General features: G+C 63.2%; 25 protein-coding genes and 1 tRNA gene. 13 read left to right on the top strand and 13 right to left on the bottom strand.

Going from position 1 to position 23,915, the window contains the following annotated elements:
• From P8Y39_04815 to P8Y39_04850, 8 genes are all read right to left on the bottom strand, one after another.
• Positions 1 to 255 (bottom strand): hypothetical protein (locus tag P8Y39_04815; protein ID MEJ2191657.1); only part of this gene is annotated, 255 nt, incomplete at its 3' end.
• Between the two features lie 253 nt (positions 256 to 508).
• The gene (nth, locus tag P8Y39_04820) at positions 509 to 1,135 is read right to left on the bottom strand and encodes an endonuclease III (protein MEJ2191658.1); all 627 of its coding nucleotides are present in this window, start codon (positions 1,133 to 1,135) and stop codon (positions 509 to 511) included.
• 2 nt (positions 1,136 to 1,137) lie between these two features.
• Positions 1,138 to 2,043: an ornithine carbamoyltransferase gene (argF, locus tag P8Y39_04825; GenBank protein ID MEJ2191659.1), complete on the bottom strand. Its 906-nt coding sequence runs from the start codon at positions 2,041 to 2,043 to the stop codon at positions 1,138 to 1,140.
• A gap of 17 nt (positions 2,044 to 2,060) precedes the next feature.
• Positions 2,061 to 3,260 carry an acetylornithine transaminase gene (locus P8Y39_04830; protein ID MEJ2191660.1) on the bottom strand — a complete coding sequence of 400 codons (1,200 nt, stop codon included), beginning with the start codon at positions 3,258 to 3,260 and terminating at the stop codon, positions 2,061 to 2,063.
• A gap of 65 nt (positions 3,261 to 3,325) precedes the next feature.
• Positions 3,326 to 3,883 carry an aminoacyl-tRNA hydrolase gene (pth, locus tag P8Y39_04835; GenBank protein ID MEJ2191661.1) on the bottom strand — a complete coding sequence of 186 codons (558 nt, stop codon included), beginning with the start codon at positions 3,881 to 3,883 and terminating at the stop codon, positions 3,326 to 3,328.
• Positions 3,884 to 4,525 (bottom strand): 50S ribosomal protein L25, encoded by a 642-nt coding sequence (locus P8Y39_04840; GenBank protein ID MEJ2191662.1) that lies wholly within the window; start codon positions 4,523 to 4,525, stop codon positions 3,884 to 3,886.
• 23 nt (positions 4,526 to 4,548) lie between these two features.
• Positions 4,549 to 5,490, bottom strand: coding sequence for a ribose-phosphate pyrophosphokinase (locus P8Y39_04845; protein MEJ2191663.1), 942 nt, complete (start codon positions 5,488 to 5,490; stop codon positions 4,549 to 4,551).
• Positions 5,491 to 5,512: 22 nt separating this feature from the next.
• Positions 5,513 to 5,584 (bottom strand) — tRNA-Gln (locus P8Y39_04850).
• A 251-nt stretch (positions 5,585 to 5,835) separates the two neighbouring features.
• Here P8Y39_04850 and P8Y39_04855 point away from each other — a divergent pair.
• Positions 5,836 to 7,770, top strand: coding sequence for an ATP-binding protein (locus tag P8Y39_04855; GenBank protein ID MEJ2191664.1), 1,935 nt, complete (start codon positions 5,836 to 5,838; stop codon positions 7,768 to 7,770).
• A gap of 16 nt (positions 7,771 to 7,786) precedes the next feature.
• Here the strand turns inward: P8Y39_04855 and P8Y39_04860 are convergent, their stop codons facing one another.
• Complete coding sequence (locus P8Y39_04860; protein ID MEJ2191665.1) at positions 7,787 to 8,908, bottom strand: radical SAM protein; 1,122 nt, start codon at positions 8,906 to 8,908, stop codon at positions 7,787 to 7,789.
• A 144-nt stretch (positions 8,909 to 9,052) separates the two neighbouring features.
• Between P8Y39_04860 and P8Y39_04865 the strand changes: the two genes are divergently transcribed.
• Positions 9,053 to 9,253, top strand: coding sequence for a heavy-metal-associated domain-containing protein (locus P8Y39_04865; GenBank protein ID MEJ2191666.1), 201 nt, complete (start codon positions 9,053 to 9,055; stop codon positions 9,251 to 9,253).
• Between the two features lie 26 nt (positions 9,254 to 9,279).
• Here P8Y39_04865 and ispE read toward each other — a convergent pair whose 3' ends face one another.
• The 4 genes from ispE to P8Y39_04885 form a co-directional block, all read right to left on the bottom strand.
• A complete protein-coding gene (gene ispE / locus P8Y39_04870) occupies positions 9,280 to 10,110 on the bottom strand; it encodes a 4-(cytidine 5'-diphospho)-2-C-methyl-D-erythritol kinase (protein MEJ2191667.1) in 831 nt (276 codons plus the stop codon).
• Positions 10,107 to 11,867 carry a tetratricopeptide repeat protein gene (locus tag P8Y39_04875; protein ID MEJ2191668.1) on the bottom strand — a complete coding sequence of 587 codons (1,761 nt, stop codon included), beginning with the start codon at positions 11,865 to 11,867 and terminating at the stop codon, positions 10,107 to 10,109. Before P8Y39_04875 ends, ispE begins: the two co-directional genes overlap by 4 nt.
• Before the next feature lie 185 nt (positions 11,868 to 12,052).
• Entirely contained in the window at positions 12,053 to 13,201 is a 1,149-nt protein-coding gene (locus P8Y39_04880; GenBank protein MEJ2191669.1) for a radical SAM protein, read from the bottom strand.
• Between the two features lie 112 nt (positions 13,202 to 13,313).
• Positions 13,314 to 14,456: a phospholipase D-like domain-containing protein gene (locus P8Y39_04885; GenBank protein ID MEJ2191670.1), complete on the bottom strand. Its 1,143-nt coding sequence runs from the start codon at positions 14,454 to 14,456 to the stop codon at positions 13,314 to 13,316.
• A 72-nt stretch (positions 14,457 to 14,528) separates the two neighbouring features.
• On the opposite strand from P8Y39_04885, the gene P8Y39_04890 reads away from it, so the two are divergent.
• From P8Y39_04890 to P8Y39_04940, 11 genes are all read left to right on the top strand, one after another.
• On the top strand, positions 14,529 to 14,831 hold the full coding sequence (locus tag P8Y39_04890) for a DsrE family protein (protein ID MEJ2191671.1): 303 nt from the start codon (positions 14,529 to 14,531) through the stop codon (positions 14,829 to 14,831).
• Between the two features lie 13 nt (positions 14,832 to 14,844).
• Positions 14,845 to 15,036, top strand: coding sequence for a hypothetical protein (locus tag P8Y39_04895; protein ID MEJ2191672.1), 192 nt, complete (start codon positions 14,845 to 14,847; stop codon positions 15,034 to 15,036).
• A gap of 5 nt (positions 15,037 to 15,041) precedes the next feature.
• The gene (locus tag P8Y39_04900) at positions 15,042 to 16,715 is read left to right on the top strand and encodes a glycosyltransferase family 39 protein (GenBank protein MEJ2191673.1); all 1,674 of its coding nucleotides are present in this window, start codon (positions 15,042 to 15,044) and stop codon (positions 16,713 to 16,715) included.
• 47 nt (positions 16,716 to 16,762) lie between these two features.
• Positions 16,763 to 17,836 carry a YeeE/YedE family protein gene (locus P8Y39_04905; GenBank protein ID MEJ2191674.1) on the top strand — a complete coding sequence of 358 codons (1,074 nt, stop codon included), beginning with the start codon at positions 16,763 to 16,765 and terminating at the stop codon, positions 17,834 to 17,836.
• Positions 17,837 to 17,921: 85 nt separating this feature from the next.
• Entirely contained in the window at positions 17,922 to 18,152 is a 231-nt protein-coding gene (locus P8Y39_04910; protein MEJ2191675.1) for a hypothetical protein, read from the top strand.
• A gap of 51 nt (positions 18,153 to 18,203) precedes the next feature.
• On the top strand, positions 18,204 to 18,521 hold the full coding sequence (locus tag P8Y39_04915) for a hypothetical protein (protein MEJ2191676.1): 318 nt from the start codon (positions 18,204 to 18,206) through the stop codon (positions 18,519 to 18,521).
• A 93-nt stretch (positions 18,522 to 18,614) separates the two neighbouring features.
• Positions 18,615 to 20,033, top strand: coding sequence for an FAD-dependent oxidoreductase (locus P8Y39_04920; protein ID MEJ2191677.1), 1,419 nt, complete (start codon positions 18,615 to 18,617; stop codon positions 20,031 to 20,033).
• Positions 20,030 to 21,544 carry a radical SAM protein gene (locus P8Y39_04925; protein MEJ2191678.1) on the top strand — a complete coding sequence of 505 codons (1,515 nt, stop codon included), beginning with the start codon at positions 20,030 to 20,032 and terminating at the stop codon, positions 21,542 to 21,544. The genes P8Y39_04920 and P8Y39_04925 overlap by 4 nt, the downstream gene beginning before the upstream one ends.
• A 191-nt stretch (positions 21,545 to 21,735) precedes the next feature.
• Positions 21,736 to 22,056 carry a muconolactone Delta-isomerase family protein gene (locus P8Y39_04930; GenBank protein ID MEJ2191679.1) on the top strand — a complete coding sequence of 107 codons (321 nt, stop codon included), beginning with the start codon at positions 21,736 to 21,738 and terminating at the stop codon, positions 22,054 to 22,056.
• Positions 22,057 to 22,487: 431 nt separating this feature from the next.
• Complete coding sequence (locus P8Y39_04935; GenBank protein MEJ2191680.1) at positions 22,488 to 23,513, top strand: cytochrome b N-terminal domain-containing protein; 1,026 nt, start codon at positions 22,488 to 22,490, stop codon at positions 23,511 to 23,513.
• Between the two features lie 19 nt (positions 23,514 to 23,532).
• On the top strand, positions 23,533 to 23,915 hold a 383-nt coding region (locus P8Y39_04940; GenBank protein MEJ2191681.1), incomplete at its 3' end, for a hypothetical protein.

Genomic DNA, 23,915 nt, shown 5'->3' on the forward strand with positions numbered 1-23,915 from the left:
TGAATACGTCCCGTCGGCTGCGGTCGTTGCGCTGCCCTGGTCGGGGCTGCTGGAGACCGCAACACCCGAAAGGGGCACGGGGTTGCCCTGGAAGTCGTCGAAAGTCACCGTCCCACTGAGGGTTCCGATGCTTGTGCCGGACGTGCCTGCCGGGCCCGTGTCGCCCGTGTCGCCCTTGTCGCCCTCGCACCCGAACAGGAAAACGGCTGCAAGGAACATTAACAATAAAACGACTGCCTTTAACGGTTTCCTCATGACTCCTCCTTTGTTTAAAAGGGTTTAAGTCGGATGCCCATAGTATCTTGAAAAATGTGGAGCATGTCAAGAGTTTTTATCAAAATGTGAAGTTTTTTAATTAACAAAAATTGGCATTCCGCCTCGTATATTCCCATAGGGAATCGAGATTTAATCAGTAATCACATCGGGGAATGACGCGTTGGGACAGATGAGTTAATGAATATATAAAAAATTGTAATGGAATCTATTTAGAGAGTACTGGCTTGGGTTGTCAGATGTTCCGGGAGGGGCAGATGTCGTACAGGACGCACTCGCCGTGCCGCACGCAGACCTTCCTGCCGTGGAAGATGAGCAGGTGCGACAGGGTGGACCAGTCCGCCCGGGGGGTGAGCGCCATGAGGTCCTTCTCTATCTTCACCGGGTCGTCCTGCCGGGTGAGCCCCAGGCGCTGGGAGAGCCTGCCCACGTGGGTGTCCACGGCTACTCCCTCGTTGATGCCGAAGGCGTTGCTGAGGACGATGTTGGCCGTCTTCCGGGCCACGCCGGGCAGGGTGAGAAGCTCCTGCATGGTGCGGGGGACCTCGCCGCCGTACATCTCGAGAATCATCCTGGCGGAGCCCTGGATGCTCCGGGCCTTGTTCTTGTAGAAGTTTACGGAGGAGACGTCCCGCTGGAGCTGTTCCGGGCGGGCGTGGGCGTAGTCTTCGATTTTCACGTACTTCCGGAAGAGGTCCTCCGTAATCCTGTTGACCTGGGTGTCGGTGCTCTGGGCCGAGAGGATGGTGGCTACCAGGAGCTCGAAGGGCGTGCGGAAGCGGAGGGCCGTCCGGACCCCGGGGTACTCCTTCTTGAGCCTCCTCAGAATCTCACGGAGTTTATCCTTGTTTTTATCCGGCATGCTCATCCCAGGAGAAACGCAAGGAGGGCCTTCTGCACGTGGAGCCTGTTTTCGGCCTGGTCGAAAACCACGCTCCGGGGACCGTCCAGGACCTCGGCGGTTATCTCCTCGTCCCGGTGCGCCGGCAGGCAGTGCATCACGACGGCGTCGGGCTTGGCGCAGGAAAGGAGGGCCTCGTTGACCTGATAGCCCCGGAACTTGCGCCTCCTCTCCTCGGCCTCCTTTTCATCGCCCATGCTCACCCAGACGTCGGTGTACAGGACGTCGGCCCGCCCCGCGGCCTCCCGGGGCTCCCGGAGGACGACGACCTCGCCGCGTGCCGCCTCCCGGGCCCTCCCGAGGACGTCGGCGTCGGGCTCGTAGCCCTCGGGGCAGCCCACGGTAAGGCTCATCCCCACGCGGGAGGCGGCCTCTATCAGGGAGTTGGCCACGTTGTTGCCGTCGCCGACGTAGGCCATCCGGATGCCCTTCCAGGCGCCTTTCTTCTCCCGCACGGTCATCAGGTCGGCCAGGGCCTGGCAGGGGTGGTGCAGGTCGGTGAGGGCGTTTATCACGGGCACGGTGGCGTGGGCGGCGAACTCCTCCAGGCGCGGATGGCCGAAGGTGCGGATGACGATGGCGTCGAGGTACCGCGAGAGAGTGCGGGCGGTGTCGGGGATGCTCTCTCCCCTGCCCAGTTGGATTTCCCCCGAGGTCATGTAGATGGGCTGCGCGCCGAGCTGGTAGATGCCGGCCTCGAAGGAGACCCGGGTGCGGGTGGAGGATTTCTCGAAGATGAGCCCGATGCTCCTGCCCTGGAGGATGCCGCTTGCGGCCTCCCTGCCCGCCTTCATCCGGACGGCCCTGTCGATGACCGACTCAATCTCCCGGGACGTCAGGTCCCATATGGTGAGGAAATCCTTTTTCAACGCGCGTTTCTCCCTGCTCAGGGCAGCCGCTCCATCACGTCGCCCAGCACCTGCGCCATCTGGTCGATGTCCCCTTCCTGCACGATGAGCGGGGGCATGAACCGGAGGACGTTTCCCGCCGCGCAGTTCAGGAGGAGCCCTCTCTGAAGGCAGGCCTCCACCACGGGGCCGCAGTCCCGCGTCAGCTCCATTCCCAGAAGAAGGCCCTTCCCCCGCACGTCCGCCACGGTGGAGGAGAACGTGCGTTTCAGGTCCTGGAGCTTCGCGCTCAGGTACGCCCCCATCCGGCGGCACTGCTCAAGGAGAAAGCCGCTCTCCAGCACGGTCTGAAGCGTCGCCACGGCAGCCGCGCAGGCCAGGGGGTTCCCGCCAAACGTGCTTCCGTGGTCCCCCGGGGCGAAGGCCTCGGCCACCCGGCCGGTGGCAAGCACGGCGCCGATGGGCACCCCTCCGCCCAACCCCTTGGCGAGGGTCATGATGTCCGGCTCCACACCGTATTGCTCGCAGGCAAAGAGCGTTCCGGTGCGTCCCATGCCCGTCTGGACCTCGTCGAGGATGAAAAGAAGGCCCCTTTCGCGGCAGAGAAGCTCGACTTTCTTGAGATAGTCCTCCGGCGGAACCTGCACTCCGGCCTCGCCCTGGATGGGCTCGAGCATGACCGCGCAGGTCCGGTCCGTTACGGCCCGGGCCAGGGCGTCCGCGTCCCCGAAGGGCACGTGGCGGAAGCCCGGGGTGAGGGGCTCGAACCCCTTCTGGAACTTCTCCTGTCCCGTGGCAGCCAGGGTGGCCAGGGTCCTGCCGTGAAATGCGTTATGGGCGGCGATTATCTCCCGTTTCTCCGGCGCATAATGCACGGCCGAGAACTTCCGGGCGAGCTTGATGGCGCCCTCGTTGGCCTCCGCGCCGGAATTGCAGAAGAAGACCTTCTCGGCGAAGGAGTTTTCCACGAGCAGGCGGGCCAGCTCTATCTGGGGCTCGATGTGGTAGAAGTTGGAGACGTGGATGAGGCGCTGGGCCTGCTTCTGGATGGCCACGACGACCTTCGGATGGCAGTGCCCCAGGACATTAGTGGCCACGCCACCGACGAAATCGAGGAACTCCCGGCCGTCGGGCCCCCACACCTTCATCCCCCGGCCCTTCCTCAGGAGCACCGGGAAACGCCGGTAGGTGTTCATGAGGTATTTCTGTGATTCCAGAACGGCGGTCTTCTTGTCCATAGGTGATGATAACCGATGGTATCGGGGGAAATCAAACAAATGGCGGTTTTTCGCACCTTTGGGGGCTATCTGCGGTTATAGAGGCTCATCGCCCGCTCCGGACCCCGGAGGACGACGTCGCCGACGGCGTCGGCCGCCGTGGCCACGGCCTCATCCACGAGGGCTCGCTCGCCGCCGCCGAAGGGTCTGAGCACATATTCCTCGGGGGGGATGTCCGGGTCCCGGCCGATGCCCACCTTCACATGGATGAAGTCGGGAGAGCCCACCTCCCGGATGACGGACTCCACGCCGCGGTGGCCGCCGGCTCCCCCGCCCGGTTTCACCTTGACGCGCCCCGTCTCCAGGTCCAGGTCGTCATGCACGAGCACCGTCCGAGTGGGGGGGATGCCTTCCTGCCGGAGCACGCGCCGCACGGCCAGGCCGCTCCGGTTCATGAAGGTCAGGGGTTCCACCAGGACGGCCTCCACGCCGTCCAGGGAGCCCCTGGCAAACAGGCAGAGGTCCTTTTCCGTGAATGTCAGGCCGAGACGGCGGGCCAGCTCATCCAGAACCCGGAAACCCACGTTGTGCCTGGTCCTGGCGTACTTCCTCCCCGGGTTTCCGAGGCCCACCAGCGCCCACAACTAACCCTCCTCGGCCTCCGGCTTGACCTTCTTGATGAGCTCGGGGCCTTCGGCGGCCTCTTCGGCGGGCGCAGCCTCCTCGACCAGGGCCGGCATGGCCACGGTGACCACCATGGCCGCCGGGTCGGTAAGGATGGTCACGCCGGGCGGGACCGCAAGGTCGCTGACGTGCAGGGAGTGCCCCGCCGAAAGACCCCTGATGTCTATCTCGATATGTCCGGGGATGTCCCCGGGCAGGCACTCGGCCTCCACCTCCCGCAGCTCGTGCTGCAGGATGCCCTTGTCGCGCTTGACGCCGACGGCCTCTCCCACCGTGATGACCGGGATGGAGATGGTAACGGCCTCGTCCATGGCCATCTCCATGAAGTCGGCATGGAGAAGCTCGCCCTTGACGGGGTCCAACTGGTAATCCTTCAACAGGGCCAGCCTGCTGGTGCCCTCGGGGAACCGCATGTCCACGGTCGCCTGCTCCCGGGCCGTGACGTTGATGAACTTGACGAGCTCCTTGTGGTCCATGGTAAGGGGGGTGGATTCGCCCGCCCGGTAGATGACCGCGGGGACGCGGCCCTCGCGCCTCAGGGAACGGGCGGCCCCCTTTCCGGCCTTCTCCCTCACCTGAGCGTTCAAGGTGTATTTTTCCATCTTTCTTTGCCTCCTTGCAGATATCAGACGAACAGTGAGCTTATCGAGGATTCCTCATGAATCCTCTTTATGGCCTCCGCAAGGAGCTTGGCTATGCTCAGCACCAGGAGCTTCTCGCAGGCGGCCTGCTTGTCGTCCAGCGGAATGGTATTGGTTACGATGACTTCCTCTATGGAAGAGGCGTTTATCCTGTCTATGGCGGGGCCGGAGAGGACGGCGTGAGTGCAGGCGGCGTAGACCTTTCTGGCCCCCCGCTCCTTGAGGGCCTTGGCGCCCTGCACCATTGTGCCCGCCGTGTCTATCATGTCGTCCAGAAGCAGGGTGTCCCTGCCCTGCACCTCGCCGATGACGTTCATGACCTCGGCCACGTTGGCGGCCTCCCGCCTCTTGTCCACGATGGCCAGGGACGCCCTGAGCCTCTTGGCGAAGGCCCGGGCCCTCTCCACGCCGCCGGCGTCGGGGGAGACGACCACTAGGTCCTTGAAGTCCCGCCTCTTGATGTGCTCCACGAGGACCGGCGAGGCGTAAAGGTGGTCCACCGGGATGTCGAAGAAGCCCTGGATCTGCCCGGCGTGCAGGTCCACCGTGAGCACCCGGTGTATGCCTGCGGCGGTGAGAAGGTCGGCGATGAGCTTCGAGGAGATGGGCACGCGGGGCTGGGCCTTCCGGTCCTGCCGGGCGTAGCCGTAGTAGGGGACGACGGTGTTGATCCTGCGGGCCGAGGCCCTTTTCAGGGCGTCCACGATGAGCAGGAGCTCGATGATGTTGTCGCTGACCGGGGTGCAGGTGGGCTGGATGACGAAGACGTCCGAGCCCCGGACGTTCTCGTTTATCTGCACGGATATCTCACCGTCGCTGAAGCGCGAGAGGCGGGCATCGCACAGAGGGATGCCCAGGGTCTGGGAGACCTCCTCCGAGAGGGCCCGGTGCGCACTGCCCGAAATCAGCGTGATGCCGTCCGGCATGCGGGAAATCCTCCATGCTGAGCTGGGGCGGGAGGATTCGAACCTCCGAATGGGAGATCCAAAGTCTCCTGCCTTTCCGCTTGGCTACGCCCCAATTCCCAGTAAAATCAAGGTGTTTCGGAAACGCAAGTATACCACAAACCCCCGGAATTAGTCAAAATGAGCCAGGTTTTCGACCGCACTGCCGCCCAGAGGGTTGGAACATCAAGGACTGCAAAGGCGGTGCAGTCTCTCGTGTCCGCGTTCACGTTCCTGGTCCCCTTATTTCCGCCTTGCGTAAACCGTCCGGGAGAAACTACACTCACATAGAGAAGATGGGGCTGCATACGAAGCGAGGGGAAGAGCGTGATAAGGACTTTGTTCTCTCCGGCGGTCGCCCTCATGGACCGCCTGCGGTACCCGCGCAAGATGCTTGTGGTGGCCGCGGCGTTCTCGCTGCCCATCGGGGTTTTTCTGTTTCTGGACCTGGCGCAGATTCACGGAAACATCGAGAAGGCCCGCCAGGAAAGGATGGGCGCCGAGTACAACAGGCTGGTCATAGGGCTTTTCCGCCATGTCCAGGAACACAGGGGGCTGGCGGACGCCTATCTCCGGGGCGATTCCTCCTTCAGGGACATGGTCGTGACGAAGCGGGCGGACATAGACGAAGACCTGAAGGTGATTGCCCGCTTCGGCGCTCCCCCGTTCGGCACGGCGGAGACATCCCGGCTGTGGGCCGCCATACGGGCCGGCTGGGCGGACCTCGGGGAGGAGACCCTTTCCCTCACGCCGGAGGAGTCCTTCGAGAAGCATACGGCCCTCATAGGGAAAATCCTCTCCTATCTGAATCATGTGGCCGACCTGACGGGGCTTACCCTGGACGACAGGTTGGACAGGCACTACCTCATGGAGACGGCCGTCTCGACCCTGCCGCTCGCCCTGGAGTACATGGGGCGCCTGAGGGGATACGGGGCGGGGGCCATAGCGTCGGGAGACCTCAGCCCGGAAGAAAGGGCGCGGCTTCGCGTGCTTTCGGACATCACGGGGTCGACCCTGGAGAAGGTCAGGAGCAACCTCCAAAAGGCCTTCGAAGCAAACCCCGGCCTGAGCGGCCTTGAAGAAGACCTCGGGGACGCGCTGGACCCGATGGAGGGCGCCCTGAGACTGGTGCGCGGCGAAATGGTTGACGGCGACAGGCCGGCCCTGAGCGCCGAGGAGTACTTCACGGCGCTGACGGATGCCATGGGCGCGGGCTTTGCCCTTCATGCCGAGGTAACCGAGGCGCTTTCGGAGCTGCTCGACGCCCACGTGGACGGCCTCTTCCGGAGACAGACGGCCATGGCCGCTTTTGCCTTCCTTTCCCTCGCCCTCCTGGCCTATCTCTCGGCGGGCATCTATTTTTCCACCACCGGCTCCCTGGAGGCGCTGCTTGGCGCCTCCCGGAGCATGAGCCGGGGGGACCACCGGGTGCGCGTCAGCATCCGGGCCAGGGATGAGACCCGGGAGGTGGCGCAGAGTTTCAACGAGATGGCGGAGGCGCTGACCCGGGAGATACAGGGCCACAGGGAGGCGGAGGAGGATCTCCGGCGCTCCAATGCCGAGCTCGAGCAGTTCGCCTCCGTGGCCTCGCACGACCTGAAGGAGCCCATTCTGGCGGTGGCCAGCGACCTGAGGCTCCTGGGGAAGCGGCTCGAGGGCAGGCTCGAGGGCGAGGCCGGCGAGCTCCTCTCCGACGCCAACCAGGAAATCCTCCGCATGGAGGCCCTGATCCGGGACCTTCTCACGTACGCCCGCGTGGGCACCAGAGGAGGGGGATTCGAGGAGGTGCAGAGCGCCACCGCGCTCAGGCACGCCATGGGCAACCTGAGGGTGAGGCTCCAGGAGCGTCATGCGGAGGTGGCCCTGGGGGAGCTCCCCTCCGTCGTTGCCGACCCCATGCAGCTCACCCAGCTCTTCCAGAACCTCCTGAGCAACGCCGTCAAATACGTGGAGAAAGGCCGGAGGCCCCACGTCCGGGTGGGCGCGGAGCGCCGGGGAGAAGAGTGGGTCTTCTCCGTCAGGGACAACGGCATCGGAATCGCGGAGACGGACCAGGAGCGCATCTTCAAGGTATTCACCCGCCTCCGGAAGGAGTACGCCGGCACGGGCATCGGCCTTGCCACCTGCAAGAAGATAGTGGAGCGCCACGGCGGACGCATCTGGGTGGAATCGAAGCCCGGGGAGGGGTCCACCTTCTCCTTCACCCTGCCCGTAAGGGAGGCGCCCGGGCCTGCAAAAGAGGCGGCAGGGACCGGGAGCTGAAACGCCGACAGGAGCCTTACTCGAAAAGAATGTGGGGAAGAGCCCGGGCAAGCCTCTTGCCCTTGAGGCCCACGTCAGCCAGGCTCCGGAGGGGTGAGCAGCGCCGCGCTTGAAGGATTCGCCGTGCCGTCTCCGGCCCCAGGCCGGGCACCCGGAGAAGGGCTTCCCTGTCCGCCTGGTTTACCCGCACGGGGAAGAACTCCGGATGGGCCTCCGCCCAGAGCTCCTTGGGGTCGCGGTCCAGCCGGAGGTTGCCCCGGGGGTCGAAGACGATGTCCTCTCTCCCGAAGCCGTACTTCCGGCAGAGAAAGTCTACCTGATATAACCGGTGCTCCCGCATGAAGCGCTCCTCGGGCCGGGTGAGGAACTGCCGCTCCCCCGGTATGCCGGGGTGCCCCAGGCCCTTCTGATAGGCCGAGAAGTATATGCGGTTGACCTTGTGGCGCCTGTAAAGGTCGAAGAGCGAACCGACGATCTCCGTGTCCGTCTCGTCCGAGGCTCCGACGATGAACTGGGTGGTGCACTTCACCCCCGAGTACTTCATCCCCCTGGCGGTGAGGCTGCCCATCAGCCGGAGGGGACGCAGGACGTCCCTCTCATAGTCCTTCTTTCTGGTGAGGGTTTCGAAATGGCGTCTCCCCGGGGTCTCGATATTGAGGGAGACGGCCGTGGCCAGGGAAAGGGACTCTTCCAGGGCGGCGTCGGAGGCTCCGGGGATGACCTTGAGGTGGATGTATCCCCTGAAGCCGTGCTTCGCCCTCAGGGTGCGCGCCACCGCATTGATCCTCTCCATGGTATGGTCGGGGTCGCGGAGAACGGCGGAGCTCAGAAAAAGGCCGAAGACTTCCCTTCTCCGCCGGTACTCCAGGAAGGCCCCGACCACTTCATCCACCGAGAGGGTACACCTGCGGACGTTGGACTCCGACCGGAGGGGACAGTACCGGCAGTCGTTGGCGCAGGCGTTGGAAAGGAGCGTTTTCAGAAGCACGGAGTACCCTCCCCGGGGGAGGGACACGGGGTAAAGCCATGCCCCGCCGGGTCCCCGCTTCCTCCTGTCCTGCTCCCTGGTGCCGCATGCGCAGGCCAGGTCGTACCGGGAATCGTCGGAGAGAATCGAGAGCTTCTCCACGGTGTCCATGGCGGCCTCTGGATTATAGCACGGAGACCTCCAAGTGTGCGGAACCGCTCGGCAAAAAAGGTCTTTTATCCCCGTCACGCATGTGCTAACCTTTCGGAACGGGGAGGAGGGTCTTCTCTCGTTCTTTATCAAGGAGACTTTCAAATGGCCTTCGCATCTTTGACCATCAGGGGCATGCAGAGCGAGGAATGCGTCAGAACCATCCGGGATGCACTGGCCGAGCTGAGGGGGGTTGAGCGCATTTTCGTCGAGATGGACCACGCCACTTTCTCCTTCGACCACACCATGGTGTCTTTCGAGGAGATAAGAAGGGTCCTCACGGGGCTCGGATACCGTGTGGTCTGAGGGCTGCGGCCGCTCCGAACAGCGCCCTAGAGCACCGTCCGGACGACCGCGCTCCAGAGGGGGGCGAAACCGGCGGCGGCCCTCTCGGCCCGGGCCCTGTCGCTGAAAACGCCGAAGACGGTGGGTCCCGACCCGCTCATGAGCGTGAGAAGGGCGCCTTCCTCGCCGAGCCTCTCCTTGAGCCTGGACACCTCGGCGTAGCGCTTGAAGACGGGCCCTTCCAGGTCGTTTGCGAAGACCTCGGGGGAGACGAACTCCCCCCGCTCCAGGTCCCGGACGGCCTCCTCGGGGTCGGTGGCAGCGGAGCAGGACGTCAGGTTCTGATAGGCCCAGCCGGCCGAGACGCCGAAGTCGGGCTTCACCAGGACCAGGACCCAGCTGCGCCTCACCCGGACCGCGCCGACCCGCTCGCCCCGGCCCTCCACCAGGGCTGCCGGGGAGCCGAGGAAGAAAGGGACGTCGGAGCCCAGGGAAGCCGCAAGCATGGCCAGCTCCGGGGCGGTGACCTCGACCTGCCAGAGGGCGGTGAGGCCCTTCAGGGCGGCCGCGGCGTCCGAGCTCCCCCCGCCCAGGCCGGCGCTGAGCGGGATGTCCTTGCTGAGGGTTATCCGGGCGCCCCTGGCGCACCGGGTATAGGCACGGAGGAGCGAGGCCGCACGGTAGACCAGGTTCTCTTCCGTGGGGATAGGGGCGTCGGCGAGGACTTCCAGGCCCGATGCTTCCTCGAAGGAGAGGGTGTCGGCCAGGGTTACCTGCTGGACGAGGCTCTGGATATCGTGGTAGCCGTCGGCGCGCTGCCGGAGGACTCGGAGAAACCAGTTGACCTTTGCCGGGGCCTTGAGGACAAGAGCGCTCACTCAGCCGGTGCTTTTTCGAGCTCTTTGAGCTTCCGTTTCACCCTTTCCCTCAGCTCCGGGTCCGGCTCCTCGTCCTTTTGCGGGCTCTGCAGGGCCTTCTGCCAGGCCCCCTTCGCCTTGTCCTTCTGGCCGACCGCCAGGTAGGCGTCGCCCAGGTGCTCGGAGACCACGGGGTCTGAGCCCACCAGCTCCACGGCGCGCTCCAGGGTCTCCACCGCCTCCTTCGTCCGGCCCATCTTGTAGTAGACCCACCCCAGGCTGTCCACGATGTAGCCGCTGTCGGGCTCCAGCTTGAGGGCCCTCTGGATGAGCGAGAGGGCGTCCCGCAGGTTCTCTCCCCGGTCGGCGTAGCTGTAGCCCAGGAAGTTCAGGGCGTCGGCGTTATCGGGGTTTATCTCGATGGCCCGCTTCAGTTGAGAGACCATCTTTTCATACTCGTCCGTCTCCTCGTACAGGACGGCCATGGTGAAGTGAAGCTCGTCGTTTCCCTCGAAGCGCTCCAGGCCCTCGCCCAGGACGTTCTCGGCGTCGTCGTAGCGGTCCATGGCGATGTAGATGCGCCCCAGATATGCGTAAATGGCGGGGTTGTCCTTCTGGAAGGAGAGAAGCTCGTCGTAGGCCATGGCGGCTTCCTCGTACTTCTTCTGGAGAGAATAGATATAGCCCAGGTGCAGGAACGAATTGACGTGCCGGGGCTCGACGTCGATGATCTTCTTGTACTGGGCCACGGCTTCCCCGTAGCGCTCCAGCGTCTCCAGCGCAAGGGCGTAGTAATAGCGGAAATCCACGTTCCGGGGCTCCGTCTCCAGAATAAAGAGGAAATGGGGCAGCGCCTTCTCGTACCGGCCGCTCTCCATGTACAGAAGGGCGAGCTTCTTGTGCGTACCCAGGTTCTCCGGGTACAACTGCTCCATCTCCCTCAACTGCTCGATGGCCTTCTCGTTGGTCTGCTGCCGGATGTAAAGCTGGGTCAGCCGCTGCCTGGCCAGGATGTTCCGGGGGTTGGCCTCCAGTGCCTGCTTGTAGTACCGCTCGGCCTCCTCCCAGCGGCTCTGCTGCTCGCGAATCATGCCCAGGTTGAAGTAGACACCGTCTGCGTTGTACCCCCGTTCAAGGGACTCCTTGAAGAACGTCTCGGCCCCTTCCAGGTCGCCCGAGTTCAGGGCGATGACGCCCAGGTAGTAATGGACGTGGGGGTTTTCGGGGTCGTTTTCGGCGAGATGGGAGAAGACCTCCCGGGCCTTGTCGTACTTGTGCATGGAAGCGTAGAGAGAGCCCAGGTGCATGTAAGCGTTTTCATCGCCGGGCTTCAGGGCGATGACCTTCTCGTACACGCCGATGGCTTTCTCGTAACTCTTCTGGCTCGCGTAGACCTGGGCGAGCTGAAGAAGGGCTTCCATGTCCTCCGGCGCCTTCTGCACCGCTTCCTCGGCCGAGCGGGCCGCTTCTTCTAACCGGCCTATCTGAAGGAGGAGCCTGCTCATCTCGACCCGGACGAAGACCGAATCGGGGTCAAGCTCCAGGACCTTCCGGTATTCCTCCAGGGCCTTCTCCCAGTCCCCCTCAAGCTGGTGCTGATACCCTGCGATATAGTGGTAATATGCGTTGTCCCCGGTTTGGGCGTCGACGATTTCTTCCGCAGCGGGCGCGTCGGCGGGCGGGGTTTCCGAGCTTGAGGCGGGCCGGATGGTGCGGGCAGAGCAGGAAAGGGCCGTAAGGGCCAAAAAAGAAAAAAGAAACGTCCAGGTCCGGTTCATGGTCCAATATTATCGCACGGTACTTGTGGCCCGGTCAAACAAAGGAGCGGGAGCGGGAAAGGCCGGTCCGCCGGGGCCGGCCTTTCCCGCCGCAGCTTCCCTCAGCAGGACGACTTGCATTTGCAGGTGGTGGCGCTTTTGCGGATAACCTTCTTAATGGTCATGAGCTCACCTCCTTTTCCGTCTCATGGGATAATTCTACCATGCAGGGCGCATCTGGGCGGGTCTGCGCCCAATGGGTCCCCGGCCAGGGCCGCCCTGTAGCGGCAGCCGCCGCGGCAGGCGTCCCCCTCCGGGCAGGAGGCGCAGACAAGCTCCTTGAGCCTCACGGGCCGTATCCTCTCCCAGCACGTCCTGAGCCCTTCTTCGACGTGCCCTGCGGGCCGGCCCGCGTAAAAGGAGCACTTGGCGGCCAGGCCGCCGGCCGTGACGCTCATCAGATGAAGGCCGCAGGCGTATCCCTCCCGGCCTCCGCCGTGCAGCCCCTCGCCGTATCCATAGGCCAGATAAGGCCCGGCGACCTCCGGGGGAAGCTCGAAGTCCAGGTTTCCCCTCATCCTGCCCTCCGGGGCCGGGACATCCACCGTCCATTCCCGGACGCCCAAAGAGCGAAGGAGCTTTTCCATCTCCGCGAAGTCCCCCAGGTTCCGGGCATGCACCATGGTGGAGACCGAGACGTGAAACCCCGTGCGGAGGGCCTCCTCGATGGTCCCCAGGGCCTTCCCGAAGGTGCCCTCTCCCCTCAGGGCGTCGTGGGAGGCGTGAAGGCCGTCCAGGCTCACCTGCAGCTCGTGCACGTGAAGGCCCCGGAGAACCCCCTTTCCCGGAAGAACCCCGTTGGTCAGGAGCACCGTGCGGAGGGCGTAGCGGGGCAGAAGCTCGTTGATTTTCTGGAAATCCGGGTGAAGCAGGGGCTCTCCCCCGGTCAGGATGACCCGGAGTCCCTGCATCTCTTCGAACTCATCGAGCACCCGCCTGAGCGTCCGCACGCTCAGGTCCTCCGGGGACGGCGCGCCCAGGTAGCAATGCCCGCAGCGGAGATTGCACCGGCGGGTCAGCTGTAGCTCCAGGTACCGGAGGGAAGGGTCTCCGGAGGCGTGGAGGGGCGGCCGCCTTCCTTGTGCCCGGTGAGGCGAGGGGAGGAGGATGCCTTCTTTCAGGCAATGGGAGAGGACCTCTCCGCCGGGCGCCTCGCACCCCTCCTCCGATGCACACGCGCTCAAAAACCGGAAGGCTTCCTCATCCAGCTCGTAGAGCTCGTCGGAGGCGGGGTCGTAAAGAGCGGGGAACTCCAGGCGCTTCAGGGCGACCCGAGGAGCAAGAAACGTCCTCATGAGGCATTATAACCGGGAACATCAATATAGTTCACCTGTCAATGCCCTGAAATGCATGGAGTATAAGGCGTTTTCAAGGCTTCAATGGAAGATGAAAACCAACTGGTTGGCCTCAGAGCCTTCTTCTGAAGAGGGAGTAGAACTTTTCCTTGGCCTTTTCGCAGTGCGGGCGCCTTTGCCAGTCCTCGAGGCGGACTCTCCGGGAATGCTCGAGGTCCTCGGCGAACATCGCGGCCATCCGCCGGGCGAAGCCCCTGTCCAGGATGCCCACGTTGCCCTCGTCGTTGCGCCTCAGGGAACGGAAATCCAGGTTCGCAGAGCCCACGATGCACCAGGCGTCGTCGAATATGTAGGTCTTGGCGTGCAGCACCCTGTGCATATAGGTATAGATTTCCACGCCGGAGGCCAGGAGGCGGCCGAAGAAGGCCCGTCCCACGTACTGGACGGAGGCGACGTCGCTTATCCCCGGCAGGAGGAGCCGCACCCGCACCCCCCGCCGGACGGCTTCCTCCAAGGTGTCCAGGAGCCGCCTGCTCGGGCTGAAATACGCCGTGGTCAGGGCGATGTCCTCGCTGGCATGGTTGATGCTGTAGTACAGGACGCGCCTGAGCTTTCTGCGCCCCCTGGCCGAGCGGGCGAAGATGGGCATGGCCAGGAGCGAGCCCTGCTTCTCGATGGCCGCGGGGACCCCCCGGGCCAGCGGCTCCCTCCCCCAGGCGTTCCATGCCTTGACGAACTCCTGCATGAGGGCTCCGGCCACCGGCCCTTTGAGGATGATGCCCGTGTCCCGCCAGGGCTCCTTCCGGCGGGCCCTGAGCCCCCGGTACTCGTTGGCGATGTTGAGTCCGCCGGTGAAGGCCTCCTTGCCGTCGATGATCATGAGCTTGCGGTGGTCCCGGGTCGTGTACCGGCGGGGGCTCAGGAAGCTGAAGGGCCTGGAGGCCCGGACCTTCACCCCGGCCTGCTCCAGGGACCTCCAGAAGCTCCGGGGCGTGCCGAAGGAGCCCAGGTGGTCGTACAGGACGTGGACCTTCATGCCCTGGCGCGCTTTCTCCTTTATGATATCGGCCAGGGTTTCCCCGGTTTCGTCGTCCCTGAAGATGTAGAACTGAAGGCAGATGCTCTCCTTCGCCTGCCGGGCGGCCTCCAGGATGCCCCCGAAGGCGTCCTGTCCCCTCCAGAGAAGCTCCACCTCGTTTCCGCCGATGAAGGTCCCCTTGGCGATGCGCTCTATTTCCTCACGGACGAAACTCATGCCTTCCCCTACAGTGTATAACGGGACGGCCGGAATATTTGACTATTCGCGCGGGATTTTCTTTAATAGGGCATGAAGCTCGGCATTCTGGTCACGACGGACCGCCACCGGGAACATGTGCTGGGGCTGGCCAGGGCGGCCCTCGCCCGGGGCCACCAGGTGGCCGTTTTCTCCATGGACGAGGGCATACGGCTCCTCCGGGACCCGGAGTACAGACGGCTCTGCGGGCTCCCCGGCGTGCAGATGGCGTTTTGTGACCTCAGCACCAAGCAGTACGGCGTCTCCAAGGAGGGCGTCCCCGGGGAAATCGTCTGCGGGAGCCAGTACGACAACGCCAGGATGATGCACGATGCCGACAGGGTCGTCGCCCTCTGAGGTGGAGAAACATATGAAAGTCCTCCATATCCTCTTTGACGGCCCCGACGACCTCTCGGCGAGAATCATCTCCGCCCAGGCACCCGCCGCGGAGGTGAAGGTCGTGGACTTCCCCGGCTCCGGCCTTTCCTACGAGGCGCTCATCGAGGAGATTTTCGGCCACGACCGGGTGGTCTCGTGGGTGTCGGACGGGCCGGGCGCCTGAGGAGGATGCCGTCTCGGAAAGGGACTTCGGGCCGCTCCGAAGGGGCCTATCTTCTTTTGCTCTCGGCCCTCTCCCTCCTTGTTCCCCTGGCCCTTTACCGCCTGCGCTTTCTCGACGACAACAGGCTGACGAGCTGGCGGTGGGTCTTCGGGCATGTGGACCCGCTGCCGGTCTTCCTGGCGGTGGCCGGAGGGATTGCCGCCGCCTTTTTCCTCTCCCGCCTGAGGCTCCCGGGGCCCGGGCTCCTCTTCGTCGTCTCCTTTGCCGTGGGGGCGGTATTCTGGCCCGAGCCGGAGGTCCTGGTGGACGCCTCCCGGTACTTCACCCAGGCCAAGCACCTGTCGGTATACGGGCCGGGGTATTTCCTCGCCCAGTGGGGCAGGGGCATCGAGGCCTGGACGGACCTCCCCCTGGTGCCTTTTCTCTACGGGTGGGGGTTCAGGGTTTTCGGAGAGCACCGCGCCGTGGTGCAGGCCATGGGGGCGGCGATGTTTGCCGGGACGGTCTCCCTCACCGCCCTCATCGGGCGTGAGCTCTGGGACGAAAAGGTCGGAGATGCGGCGGGCCTTCTTCTGTTGGCCTCTCCCTATCTCCTGACACAGGTCCCGCTCATGCTGGTGGACGTGCCCTCCATGTTCTTTTTGACGCTGGCCCTGTACCTGGCCCTGAGGGCCCTTGACCGGGGCGGCCCGCTCTGGGTGGTCCTTTCGGCCCTGGGCATCCTGGCCGCCCTTCTGTCCAAATACTCCCTGTGGCTCATGCTCACCGTCATGGCGCCGGTCTTCCTGGTGGCGGCCTGGAAGCGTCCCTGGCCCGCCGCGAGGCGGGCCTTCCTCATCGGGGCCGTTGTGCTGGGCGGGGCGGGTGCTTTTTTCCTTTTCTATCGCGGAGTGGTCCTTGGGCAGATGGACCTTCTCATGCACTTTCAGCGGCGGGGCCTCACGTGGTGGACCGAGAGCTATGTGTCCACGTTTCTTTTCCAGACCCATCCCTACGTGAGCATCGCCGCCCTCTATTCGGTCTTTGTAGCCCTGCGAAACCGGGACGGCCGGTACCTGGTGGCCGCCTGGCTGCCGGCGCTCATCCTGCTCGCGCAGGTGCAGAGAAGCCGCTACACGGTACCCGTCCTTCCCATGCTCACCCTGCTGGCGGCCTACGGCCTTGCCGACGTGGGGACGGAGCGCCTGCGGCGGTTCATCGTGCACGCCGCCATTTTTGCCTCGGTGTCCCTCGGAGCCCTGGGCTTTCTGCCCTTCCTCGAGAAAAACGACATGGTTAACCTCAAGCTGGCCGGCCATGCGCTGGACTCCCTCAAGGGGCGAGCGGTGCGGGTCTTCACCCTCCCGCAGCAGAGCATGGTCAACCCGGCCGTGGCCGTTCCGCTCCTGGACCTGTATACGCGAAAGGACATACTGTACGACTACGTGCCGGCGCCTCCGGTTGCCGAGGGGAGGATTCTCTCCTCGCCGCTGAGGTTCACGTGGACCTACCGGAACCCCCCTTATTACAAGGACGGCGCGGGCAGGATGCCGCTGCTCGCCGTCATTACGCCGGGAGGGGTGGAGCCCGTTGAACAGAGGCTCGAGGCTTATGAGCTGATTAATAAATTTAATGTTTCTTCGGGGCTTTATCGGTTCAGGCCGTATGTTAGGATATATCGGCTAAAGCTTCCACACTGATATAGACACTATGGTACTGTAACGAATCTTTCACGGGGAGGGAGACCATGGACGTTGTTACCGTAGGGTTTATTATTTCGGGCCTGTTCGTGGGCCTGGCGGTGGGCTTCGTGCTTCAGCGGGGCAGGTTCTGTATGAATTCCGCGTTCCGGGACACGATTTTCATCAAGGATTTCACCTACTTCCGCGCCTACATCATCGCCCTGGTGGTCATGATCGTGGGGGCGAACTTCATCCAGGACATGGGGGTCCTGCGCCTCCCGCGGCAGCCGTTCTGGTTTCTGGCCCAGGTAGTGGGCGGGTACTGTTTCGGACTGGGCATGGTTCTGGCCGGGGGGTGCGGAAGCGGCATCCTTTACAGGGTGGGCGAAGGTCTCCTGGCGGCCTGGGTGGCCGTCATCGGCTTTTTCCTGGGCATCGCCACCACGTCCTACGGCGTTCTGAGCCCCCTGTTCAGGTGGCTTCGCTCCTATCAGTGGAACATCCGGGGGAAGTTCGCTCCCGGTCTTGAGGACCTCGTGGGGGGCGGGGTGACGACCAAATGGGTAATCATAGCCATCCTGGTCGTCCTGGCCGCGGCCTTCGTCATGAAGGGCAAGCCCTTTGCCTTCGGCAAGCAGAAGGGGATGTTCTGGTCGGTGACGGGCCTCGCGATAGGCCTGCTGGGCATCTTTGCCTTCTATGCATCCAACAAGTGGGGAGGTTTCCCCCGGGGCCTGAGCTTCACCACGCCCCTGAGGGACGCCTTTTACGCCATTTTGAACGGCAATTCCCTGGCTCCGCCCCCGTTCAAGATGCACAAGCTCGGTCCCTGGCTCATCACGTGGCCGGCGATCTACGTCATCGGCGTGCCCCTGGGGTCTTATCTGAGCGCGCGGGTTCTCAAGGAATTCACCTGGAAAGTCCCCCCCGCGACGGAGCTCTTGACGGTCTTCTTCGGCAGCCTCCTCATGGGCTTCGGCGCCACCGTGGGGGGCGGCTGTAACGTGGGACAGGCGCTCACCGGGTTTTCCACTCTCTCGGTGGGAAGCATTGTGGGCTCCATTTTCATCATCCTGGGCAACTGGACCATGGTGTACTTCAAGTTCATCAAGCCCATGGGCGACCTGGACCTCGATTAGGCAGCCGTTTGATAGCGGGGTCCGCCCGGAGAATGGGCCCCGCTTTGTTTTTGAAAAAGACACCCGGTCCTTGCTACAATGAGGCATGCTCATCGATGCGAGGGAACAGGACGTACGGGAGACCCTGCGCCGCATCAAGGAGATATTTCAGGAAGAGTGCTCCGTGGACGTTTCCCTTGACGTCTACGTCACGTCCCGCGAGGAGGCGCGGAAAGTGGGGGCCTTTACCGCCATGACCGGGTGTAAGACCGAGTACCGGAAGGAGGACGGCTTTTACGCGCTGCACATATCGGGGGGCTCCTGCCGGTGCGGGTAGGCCTCCGAGGGAAGGGTTGTAACGGGCAACTTTTAATTCAGGAGGAGTCGTATGAGGAAGATGCTGGTTGTTCTTCTGGTTGTGCTGGGGACCATGAGCCTTCTCGTTTTTGGCTGCAAGAAGAAGGAGGAGGCCCCGGCGGGGCAGGCAGCCCAACAGGAGCAGTCCGCTGACATGCAGGAAAGCAGCCAGGCCGGCGCTGATCAGCAGCCCGCATCCGGCTACGGCCAAAAGCAGCAGCCCGCGGCGGGATACGGTCAGCAGCCCTCCAGCGGCTATGGTCAGCAGCCCTCCGCAGGCTACGGCCAGAAGCAGGAGCAGTCCGGCGGCTATGGTCAGCAGCAGCCGAAGCAGGAGGAGCAGAAGTAGGAAGGGCCTTTCTTTTTCGGCAAAAGAAACTCTGCCGGGGCCGGAAGGGCGGGGGGTTCCTCTTGCCGTGACGGCCCCGGACGTTTTTCCGTTATGACAAACGGTTCTCCGGCACTAGAGACGGTTTGCTACTCGCCCCGGGACGGGCAGGGCGCCTCGGTGGTCCTGGGCGGTGGGCTGGCCGGGCTTGCCGCGGGATACGCCCTGACCCGGGCGGCAAGAAAAGCCGTCCTCTTCGAGGCGGCACCGGCCGTGGGGGGCCTTTCCCGGACCCTGAGCTCCGGACCGTTCCTCTACGACATCGGCGGGCACCGCTTCTTCACCAGGGACAGGGAGGTGGACAGCCTCGTCCAGGACCTCATGGACGGCGAGCTGGCCCCGGTGCAGAGAAAGAGCAAGATTTACATGCGGGGGAAGTTCTTCGACTATCCCCTCAGGCCCGCCAACGCCCTTTTTGGCCTGGGCCCCTTCATGGTGATGCGCATCCTGGCCGATTACGGCCTGGAGAAGGTGCGGGGGCTCTTCGCCCGGCGGCCGGATGTGTCCCTGGAGGACTGGGTGGTGCGCAACTTCGGGCGCACCATGTTCACCATCTATTTCAAGGAGTACAGCGAGAAGGTCTGGGGCATCGACTGCAGCCGCATCAGCCAGGGCTGGGTGGAAAAGCGCATCTCCGGCCTCTCCCTGTCCACGGCGCTCAGAAACGCGTTCTTCAAGTTCGCCGGACGGGAGCCCCCCACCCTGGTGGACACCTTCCTCTATCCCCGGCACGGCATAGGCCGGATTGCCGAGCGCTTCCGCGAGGAGATAGAGAAGGAAAACAGGGTCTTCACGGACACCGCCGTCGTCCGCCTGAGGCACGAGGACCTGAGCGTGCGGAGCCTCGATATCCACAACTGCCGGAAGACCTTCACCGTGCAGGGGGACTCCTATGTCTCCACCATGCCGCTTCCCGCCCTGGTTCGGATGATGGAGCCCGCCCCGCCCCCGCGGGTGATGGAGGCCGCCCACAGCCTGGGCTTCCGCGACCTCGTGCTCGTGGCCGTAAAGGTCGACAGGGAGAACGTCACCGACCAGACCTGGGTTTATATCCCCGAGAGGAAAATCCCCTTCGGGAGGCTCCATGAGCCCAAGGTGTGGAGCCGCTCGATGGCGCCGGAGGGGCAGACCCTGGTGGTCGTGGAGTATTTCTGCTTCGAAGGGGACGCCACGTGGAGCACCCCGGACGGGGCCCTCTCGGAGACGACTGTTCGGGGGCTTGCGGACCTGGGCTTTCTGAGGCCGGAGGAAGTGCTGGGCACCGATGTCGTCCGGGTCCCCAAGGCCTACCCCCTTTTCGAGGTGGGCTACGAGGAGCACTGCGGCGTCATTTACGAATACCTCGAGCGGTTCCGCAACCTTCACCTTGCCGGCAGGTCCGGGACCTTCCAGTACCAGAACATGGACCATGCCATAAGCTCCGGCACGGCAGCGGCCCGGAGCGTGCTCCTCGCGGAGGCCCGGCGGCGATGAAGTGCGCCCTGGTGGTGCCCGCCTGGACGCCGGAGGAGATTTTCTCGGCTAAGACGGCCGGCTCGCAGGTCAACTACTGGCAGCCCCTGGGCACGCTGTACGTGGCCGCAAGCCTCAGGGAGGCGGGGCATGAGGTCATATTCCTGAACGGGGCGTTTCTGGGCCACGAAGAAATCATGGGGGAGCTCCGCGCCTTCGCCCCCGAGGCCGTGGGCCTGTACTCCACCACCTTCGGCTGGGACAAGGCGCGCCACGCCGCCCGGTCCATAAAGGCCCTCTTGCCGGGCGTCTTCGTCTTCGTGGGGGGACCCTATCCCATCGCGGCCCGGGGAGGCTGCCTGGAGGATGAGCCGGGCTTTATCGACGCCGTGGTCACCGGCGAGGGGGAGGAGACCTCTGTGGAGATGCTCGAGCGCCTGGGCGCGGGGCGGAGCCTCCAGGGGGTGCGGGGAGTGGCCTTCCGCGACGGCGGCACTGTCGTGGACAACGCCCCCCGGGAGCTCATGGACGACCTCGATGCCCTCCCGTTCCCGGCCCGGGACCTCCTGGGAGACGCCGCCCGGTACGTGCCCCCGCCGGCAACCTACCGACGGAAGCCCGTGGCCGTGATGATAACCTCCCGGGGGTGTAACCGCCGCTGCCTGTACTGCTTTCAGATAGACAGGCACCGCACGAAGGGCATCCGCTACCGGAGCGTGCAGAACGTGATGGCCGAGGTGGAGCTCTGCCTGGAGCAGGGCTACCGGGAGATAAAGTTCATAGACGACACCCTGGCCGCGGACTACGGCCGCGCCATGGACATCGCCGGGGAGATAAAGCGCCGCGGGCTGGACTTCACCTGGTTTGCCTCGGCGTGCGTCAATCAGGTGGACGCCCCCCTGCTCAGGGCCTTCAAGGACGCCGGCTGCTGGGCCATACTCTTTGGCGCCGAAAGCGGTGTCCAGAAGAACCTCAACGCCATCAGGAAGGGCATCACCCTGGAGCAGACCCGCCGAGCGGTCAGGGCCGCCAAGGATGCGGGCCTCATGGTGCTGACCCCGTTTCTCTTCGGCATCCCGGGGGAGACGTACGAGGAGGGCCTGCGCACCATCGAGTTCGCCATGGAGCTTGACCCCGACGTGGCGAACTTCCACGCCATCACCCCGTTCCCCGGTACCGAGCTTTACGAGAACATCGAGCAGTACGGCTCCATGTCCGGGGACCTGCGGGACTTCACCTACCAGGGAATCGCCTTCACGCCCCACACGATGAGCAGGGAGCAGGTGGCCCAGCTCAGGCAGATTGCCTTCCGGCGGTTTTACTCCCGCCCCCGGTACCTCGCGCGGAGACTTCTGGGCGTGCGGTCCCTGGGAGAGCTTCGGGCGGGGTTGAGCGGCGCACGCAGCCTCTTCTGGCTCTGGGCCAGGAAGGGCCTCTTCCGAAGGGAAGGCCCGCCCTCACAAGAAGCGCCCGGCCCGCGCCCCCCGCATCGTTCCCCCCGCGAAGCCAAGCCCTGGTCCCGGTCCGCCTGACGGGCCCGGCCACTTTCTTTTCTGTGTTCTATGAAGACCCAAGGGCCTTTTCCCACTACCGCGAGAGCCACGGTTCAGCTTGAAAGGTAGCCCGTTCGGTGATACAACTTTAGCAGAGGGAAAGACCGCCCGCTGAAGATGCTGCCTTGTGAGGGGCGGCGGCTCACCACATTACAGAGAGGAGAATGGGCATGAAATACCTGGTAATAGGTTCCGGAGGACCCGGGTTTGCCTCTCCGGAAGAAGCGGTCAGTACGCTTGAAGAAATAGTGCTTCCAAGTTTTGAACAACTCATCGGGCTTGAAAAGGAGAAGAAGATTCTTGCCGGGGGACTCCCCGTGGGAGACAGGTCGTTTGTGTTCATAGCGGAAGCGTCTTCGAACGAAGAACTGGACCGGATGCTCCGGAATCTCCCCATGTGGGGGTCTTTGGATTGGGAAGTCACCCCCCTTCAGACGTTTGCGGGAAGAGCCGAACAGGAACGGGACATAAGCAAGAAACTGAAAAAGTGACGGCCGGGCCGTCCGTGCAGGGGAGCCTTCCGGGAGAGGGGTTTCTGGAAAAGTTCGGGAAACATTGTTTCCGGGGAAGGCACAGGATGGAGGCTGCCTTTGGGACTCCCGTGCCCTGTGGGGATGCTTTATTCGCAGCTTCTTCCTGAAGTGAATACATTCTGATAGTGCAAGATCATTGCAGGTTATAAGTGATATTCATCAATAGAAGAAGGACTTGCAAATTATGTGGTGAAGAAAGCAATAGTGGGGAGGTTGTACGGAAAGAACACTGGTTCCCGGGATAAGTCTCTGCAGCGACTCCCTGAACGATTAGAGGCAATGGCAAGATCTCTGTCAATGGGTTAAAATGAAGAATACCACGGTAGTATTCGTGGCCTTTTCCAACAAAAGAGATTGCGTCGTCTCGACTGTGGGGAAAAGAGGCGCTTATGAAGCAACGGAGAAGCTGGCAAGAGGTAGCGGGCATAGACGCCCTCAATTATCCGGTGCCCGCTCATGCCAATACCATATGGTATTCACTCGGAGGGATAACGCTCTGCAGCCTCATAATCGCCTTTCTCTCCGGTGCCGTCCTTACCCAGTTCTACAATCCCACGCCTGCCGCCGCTCATGACAGTGTCCGCTTTATGTCCGAAGCCCCACTAGTGGGACTCGTACGGGGCATCCATTACTGGAGCGCCAATATCGGATTTGGCTTGCTGATCATCCACGTGCTGCGGGTCATCTTTACCGGTGCATACCGGGCACCGAGAACGGTGAACTACCTGGTCGGTGTTCTCCTGTTTTCCACCGTCTTCATGCTGTATTTCTCGGGGACCGTGTTGCGGTGGGACCAGGAGGCGTACGAAGCCCTCGAGCACTTCCTTGAAACGATGAAATTACTGGGGCCCCTCGGCTCCTTCTTCTCCGAGGAGTTCACACTGTCGACGTCGTTGCTGGCCCGAATGTACGGCCTGCATGTGGGCATCCTTTCGGGCGCGTTCATAATTCTGGCGGTCGTGCATCTGGCGTATGTGAAACATTTCGGCATATCACCGAAACCCGGCCAGACCCCCGAAGAATACGAAAAAAGCAAGGCATCGGGACATACGTTCCTCCTGCACATGAGAAAGCTCACTGGTTACGGTCTGATACTGTTTGCAGTCGTTGTGGGACTGTCCTATTTCTTGACGCCGGGTCTCCTGAACGCACCCGTGCCGGGCGTGGAATCTACAAAACCGCCCTGGCCATTCTGGTACTTTTATCCTCTTGAAGGGATCATGGGAATTTCGGGTCTTCTCCTCGGATCTCTTGCCGTCGTGCTCGCGCTCCTGGTGATCCCGTCTCTCGGTCTGATAATCAGCTCGGAGAGGAAACGTATTCTCGTCGGCAGGATCATCGCCGGAGCGGGGCTCGTGATCTGGCTCACGCTTCTTGTAATTACCTATTTCTTGCCGGTAATGAAACATTTTTAGAGAACAGTCGAGGTGCGCCATGAACAATGAGAAAATATTCAGAAACATGTTAATTATTGTTGCCGTATCCATCCTGACCCTGGGCCCGCTTTCCGCAGCCTTCGGACACGGGAAGGGAGTGAGGATAACGCCGGAGGCCACGTCGGTGTCCGCAGGATCGCAACTCAAGGTTAAGGTTAATGGACTGACGGGGACGAAGGAGGCGACATTTGCTCTGACAGGCATAGACAGGCAGTATGACCTTGGCACATTTTCGATATCAAAGGATGATTTCGATCGGGTCCTTCAGATCCCCGGGGGGCTTTCGACCGGTAGTTACCGGCTAACCGTGAAGGGAGGCGGCAAGAGTGCGACAGCGGTTATTTCCGTGACGGCCCTACCGGTGCAAGAGGGCCTTCAGGA

The sequence above is a fragment of the Nitrospirota bacterium genome (assembly GCA_037386965.1).
GTDB lineage: Bacteria > Nitrospirota > Thermodesulfovibrionia > Thermodesulfovibrionales > JdFR-86 > JARRLN01.

What these genes read in the sequence shown, in the direction of transcription:
- nth (MEJ2191658.1), bottom strand. Translation starts at nt 1,135, where the DNA reads ATGCCGGATAAAAACAAGGATAAACTCCGTGAGATTCTGAGGAGGCTC.
- P8Y39_04830 (MEJ2191660.1), bottom strand. Translation starts at nt 3,260, where the DNA reads ATGGACAAGAAGACCGCCGTTCTGGAATCACAGAAATACCTCATGAAC.
- P8Y39_04840 (MEJ2191662.1), bottom strand. Translation starts at nt 4,525, where the DNA reads ATGGAAAAATACACCTTGAACGCTCAGGTGAGGGAGAAGGCCGGAAAG.
- P8Y39_04845 (MEJ2191663.1), bottom strand. Translation starts at nt 5,490, where the DNA reads ATGCCGGACGGCATCACGCTGATTTCGGGCAGTGCGCACCGGGCCCTC.
- P8Y39_04860 (MEJ2191665.1), bottom strand. Translation starts at nt 8,908, where the DNA reads ATGGACACCGTGGAGAAGCTCTCGATTCTCTCCGACGATTCCCGGTAC.
- P8Y39_04865 (MEJ2191666.1), top strand. Translation starts at nt 9,053, where the DNA reads ATGGCCTTCGCATCTTTGACCATCAGGGGCATGCAGAGCGAGGAATGC.
- P8Y39_04875 (MEJ2191668.1), bottom strand. Translation starts at nt 11,867, where the DNA reads ATGAACCGGACCTGGACGTTTCTTTTTTCTTTTTTGGCCCTTACGGCC.
- P8Y39_04880 (MEJ2191669.1), bottom strand. Translation starts at nt 13,201, where the DNA reads ATGAGGACGTTTCTTGCTCCTCGGGTCGCCCTGAAGCGCCTGGAGTTC.
- P8Y39_04885 (MEJ2191670.1), bottom strand. Translation starts at nt 14,456, where the DNA reads ATGAGTTTCGTCCGTGAGGAAATAGAGCGCATCGCCAAGGGGACCTTC.
- P8Y39_04890 (MEJ2191671.1), top strand. Translation starts at nt 14,529, where the DNA reads ATGAAGCTCGGCATTCTGGTCACGACGGACCGCCACCGGGAACATGTG.
- P8Y39_04895 (MEJ2191672.1), top strand. Translation starts at nt 14,845, where the DNA reads ATGAAAGTCCTCCATATCCTCTTTGACGGCCCCGACGACCTCTCGGCG.
- P8Y39_04900 (MEJ2191673.1), top strand. Translation starts at nt 15,042, where the DNA reads ATGCCGTCTCGGAAAGGGACTTCGGGCCGCTCCGAAGGGGCCTATCTT.
- P8Y39_04905 (MEJ2191674.1), top strand. Translation starts at nt 16,763, where the DNA reads ATGGACGTTGTTACCGTAGGGTTTATTATTTCGGGCCTGTTCGTGGGC.
- P8Y39_04910 (MEJ2191675.1), top strand. Translation starts at nt 17,922, where the DNA reads ATGCTCATCGATGCGAGGGAACAGGACGTACGGGAGACCCTGCGCCGC.
- P8Y39_04915 (MEJ2191676.1), top strand. Translation starts at nt 18,204, where the DNA reads ATGAGGAAGATGCTGGTTGTTCTTCTGGTTGTGCTGGGGACCATGAGC.
- P8Y39_04920 (MEJ2191677.1), top strand. Translation starts at nt 18,615, where the DNA reads ATGACAAACGGTTCTCCGGCACTAGAGACGGTTTGCTACTCGCCCCGG.
- P8Y39_04925 (MEJ2191678.1), top strand. Translation starts at nt 20,030, where the DNA reads ATGAAGTGCGCCCTGGTGGTGCCCGCCTGGACGCCGGAGGAGATTTTC.
- P8Y39_04930 (MEJ2191679.1), top strand. Translation starts at nt 21,736, where the DNA reads ATGAAATACCTGGTAATAGGTTCCGGAGGACCCGGGTTTGCCTCTCCG.
- P8Y39_04935 (MEJ2191680.1), top strand. Translation starts at nt 22,488, where the DNA reads ATGAAGCAACGGAGAAGCTGGCAAGAGGTAGCGGGCATAGACGCCCTC.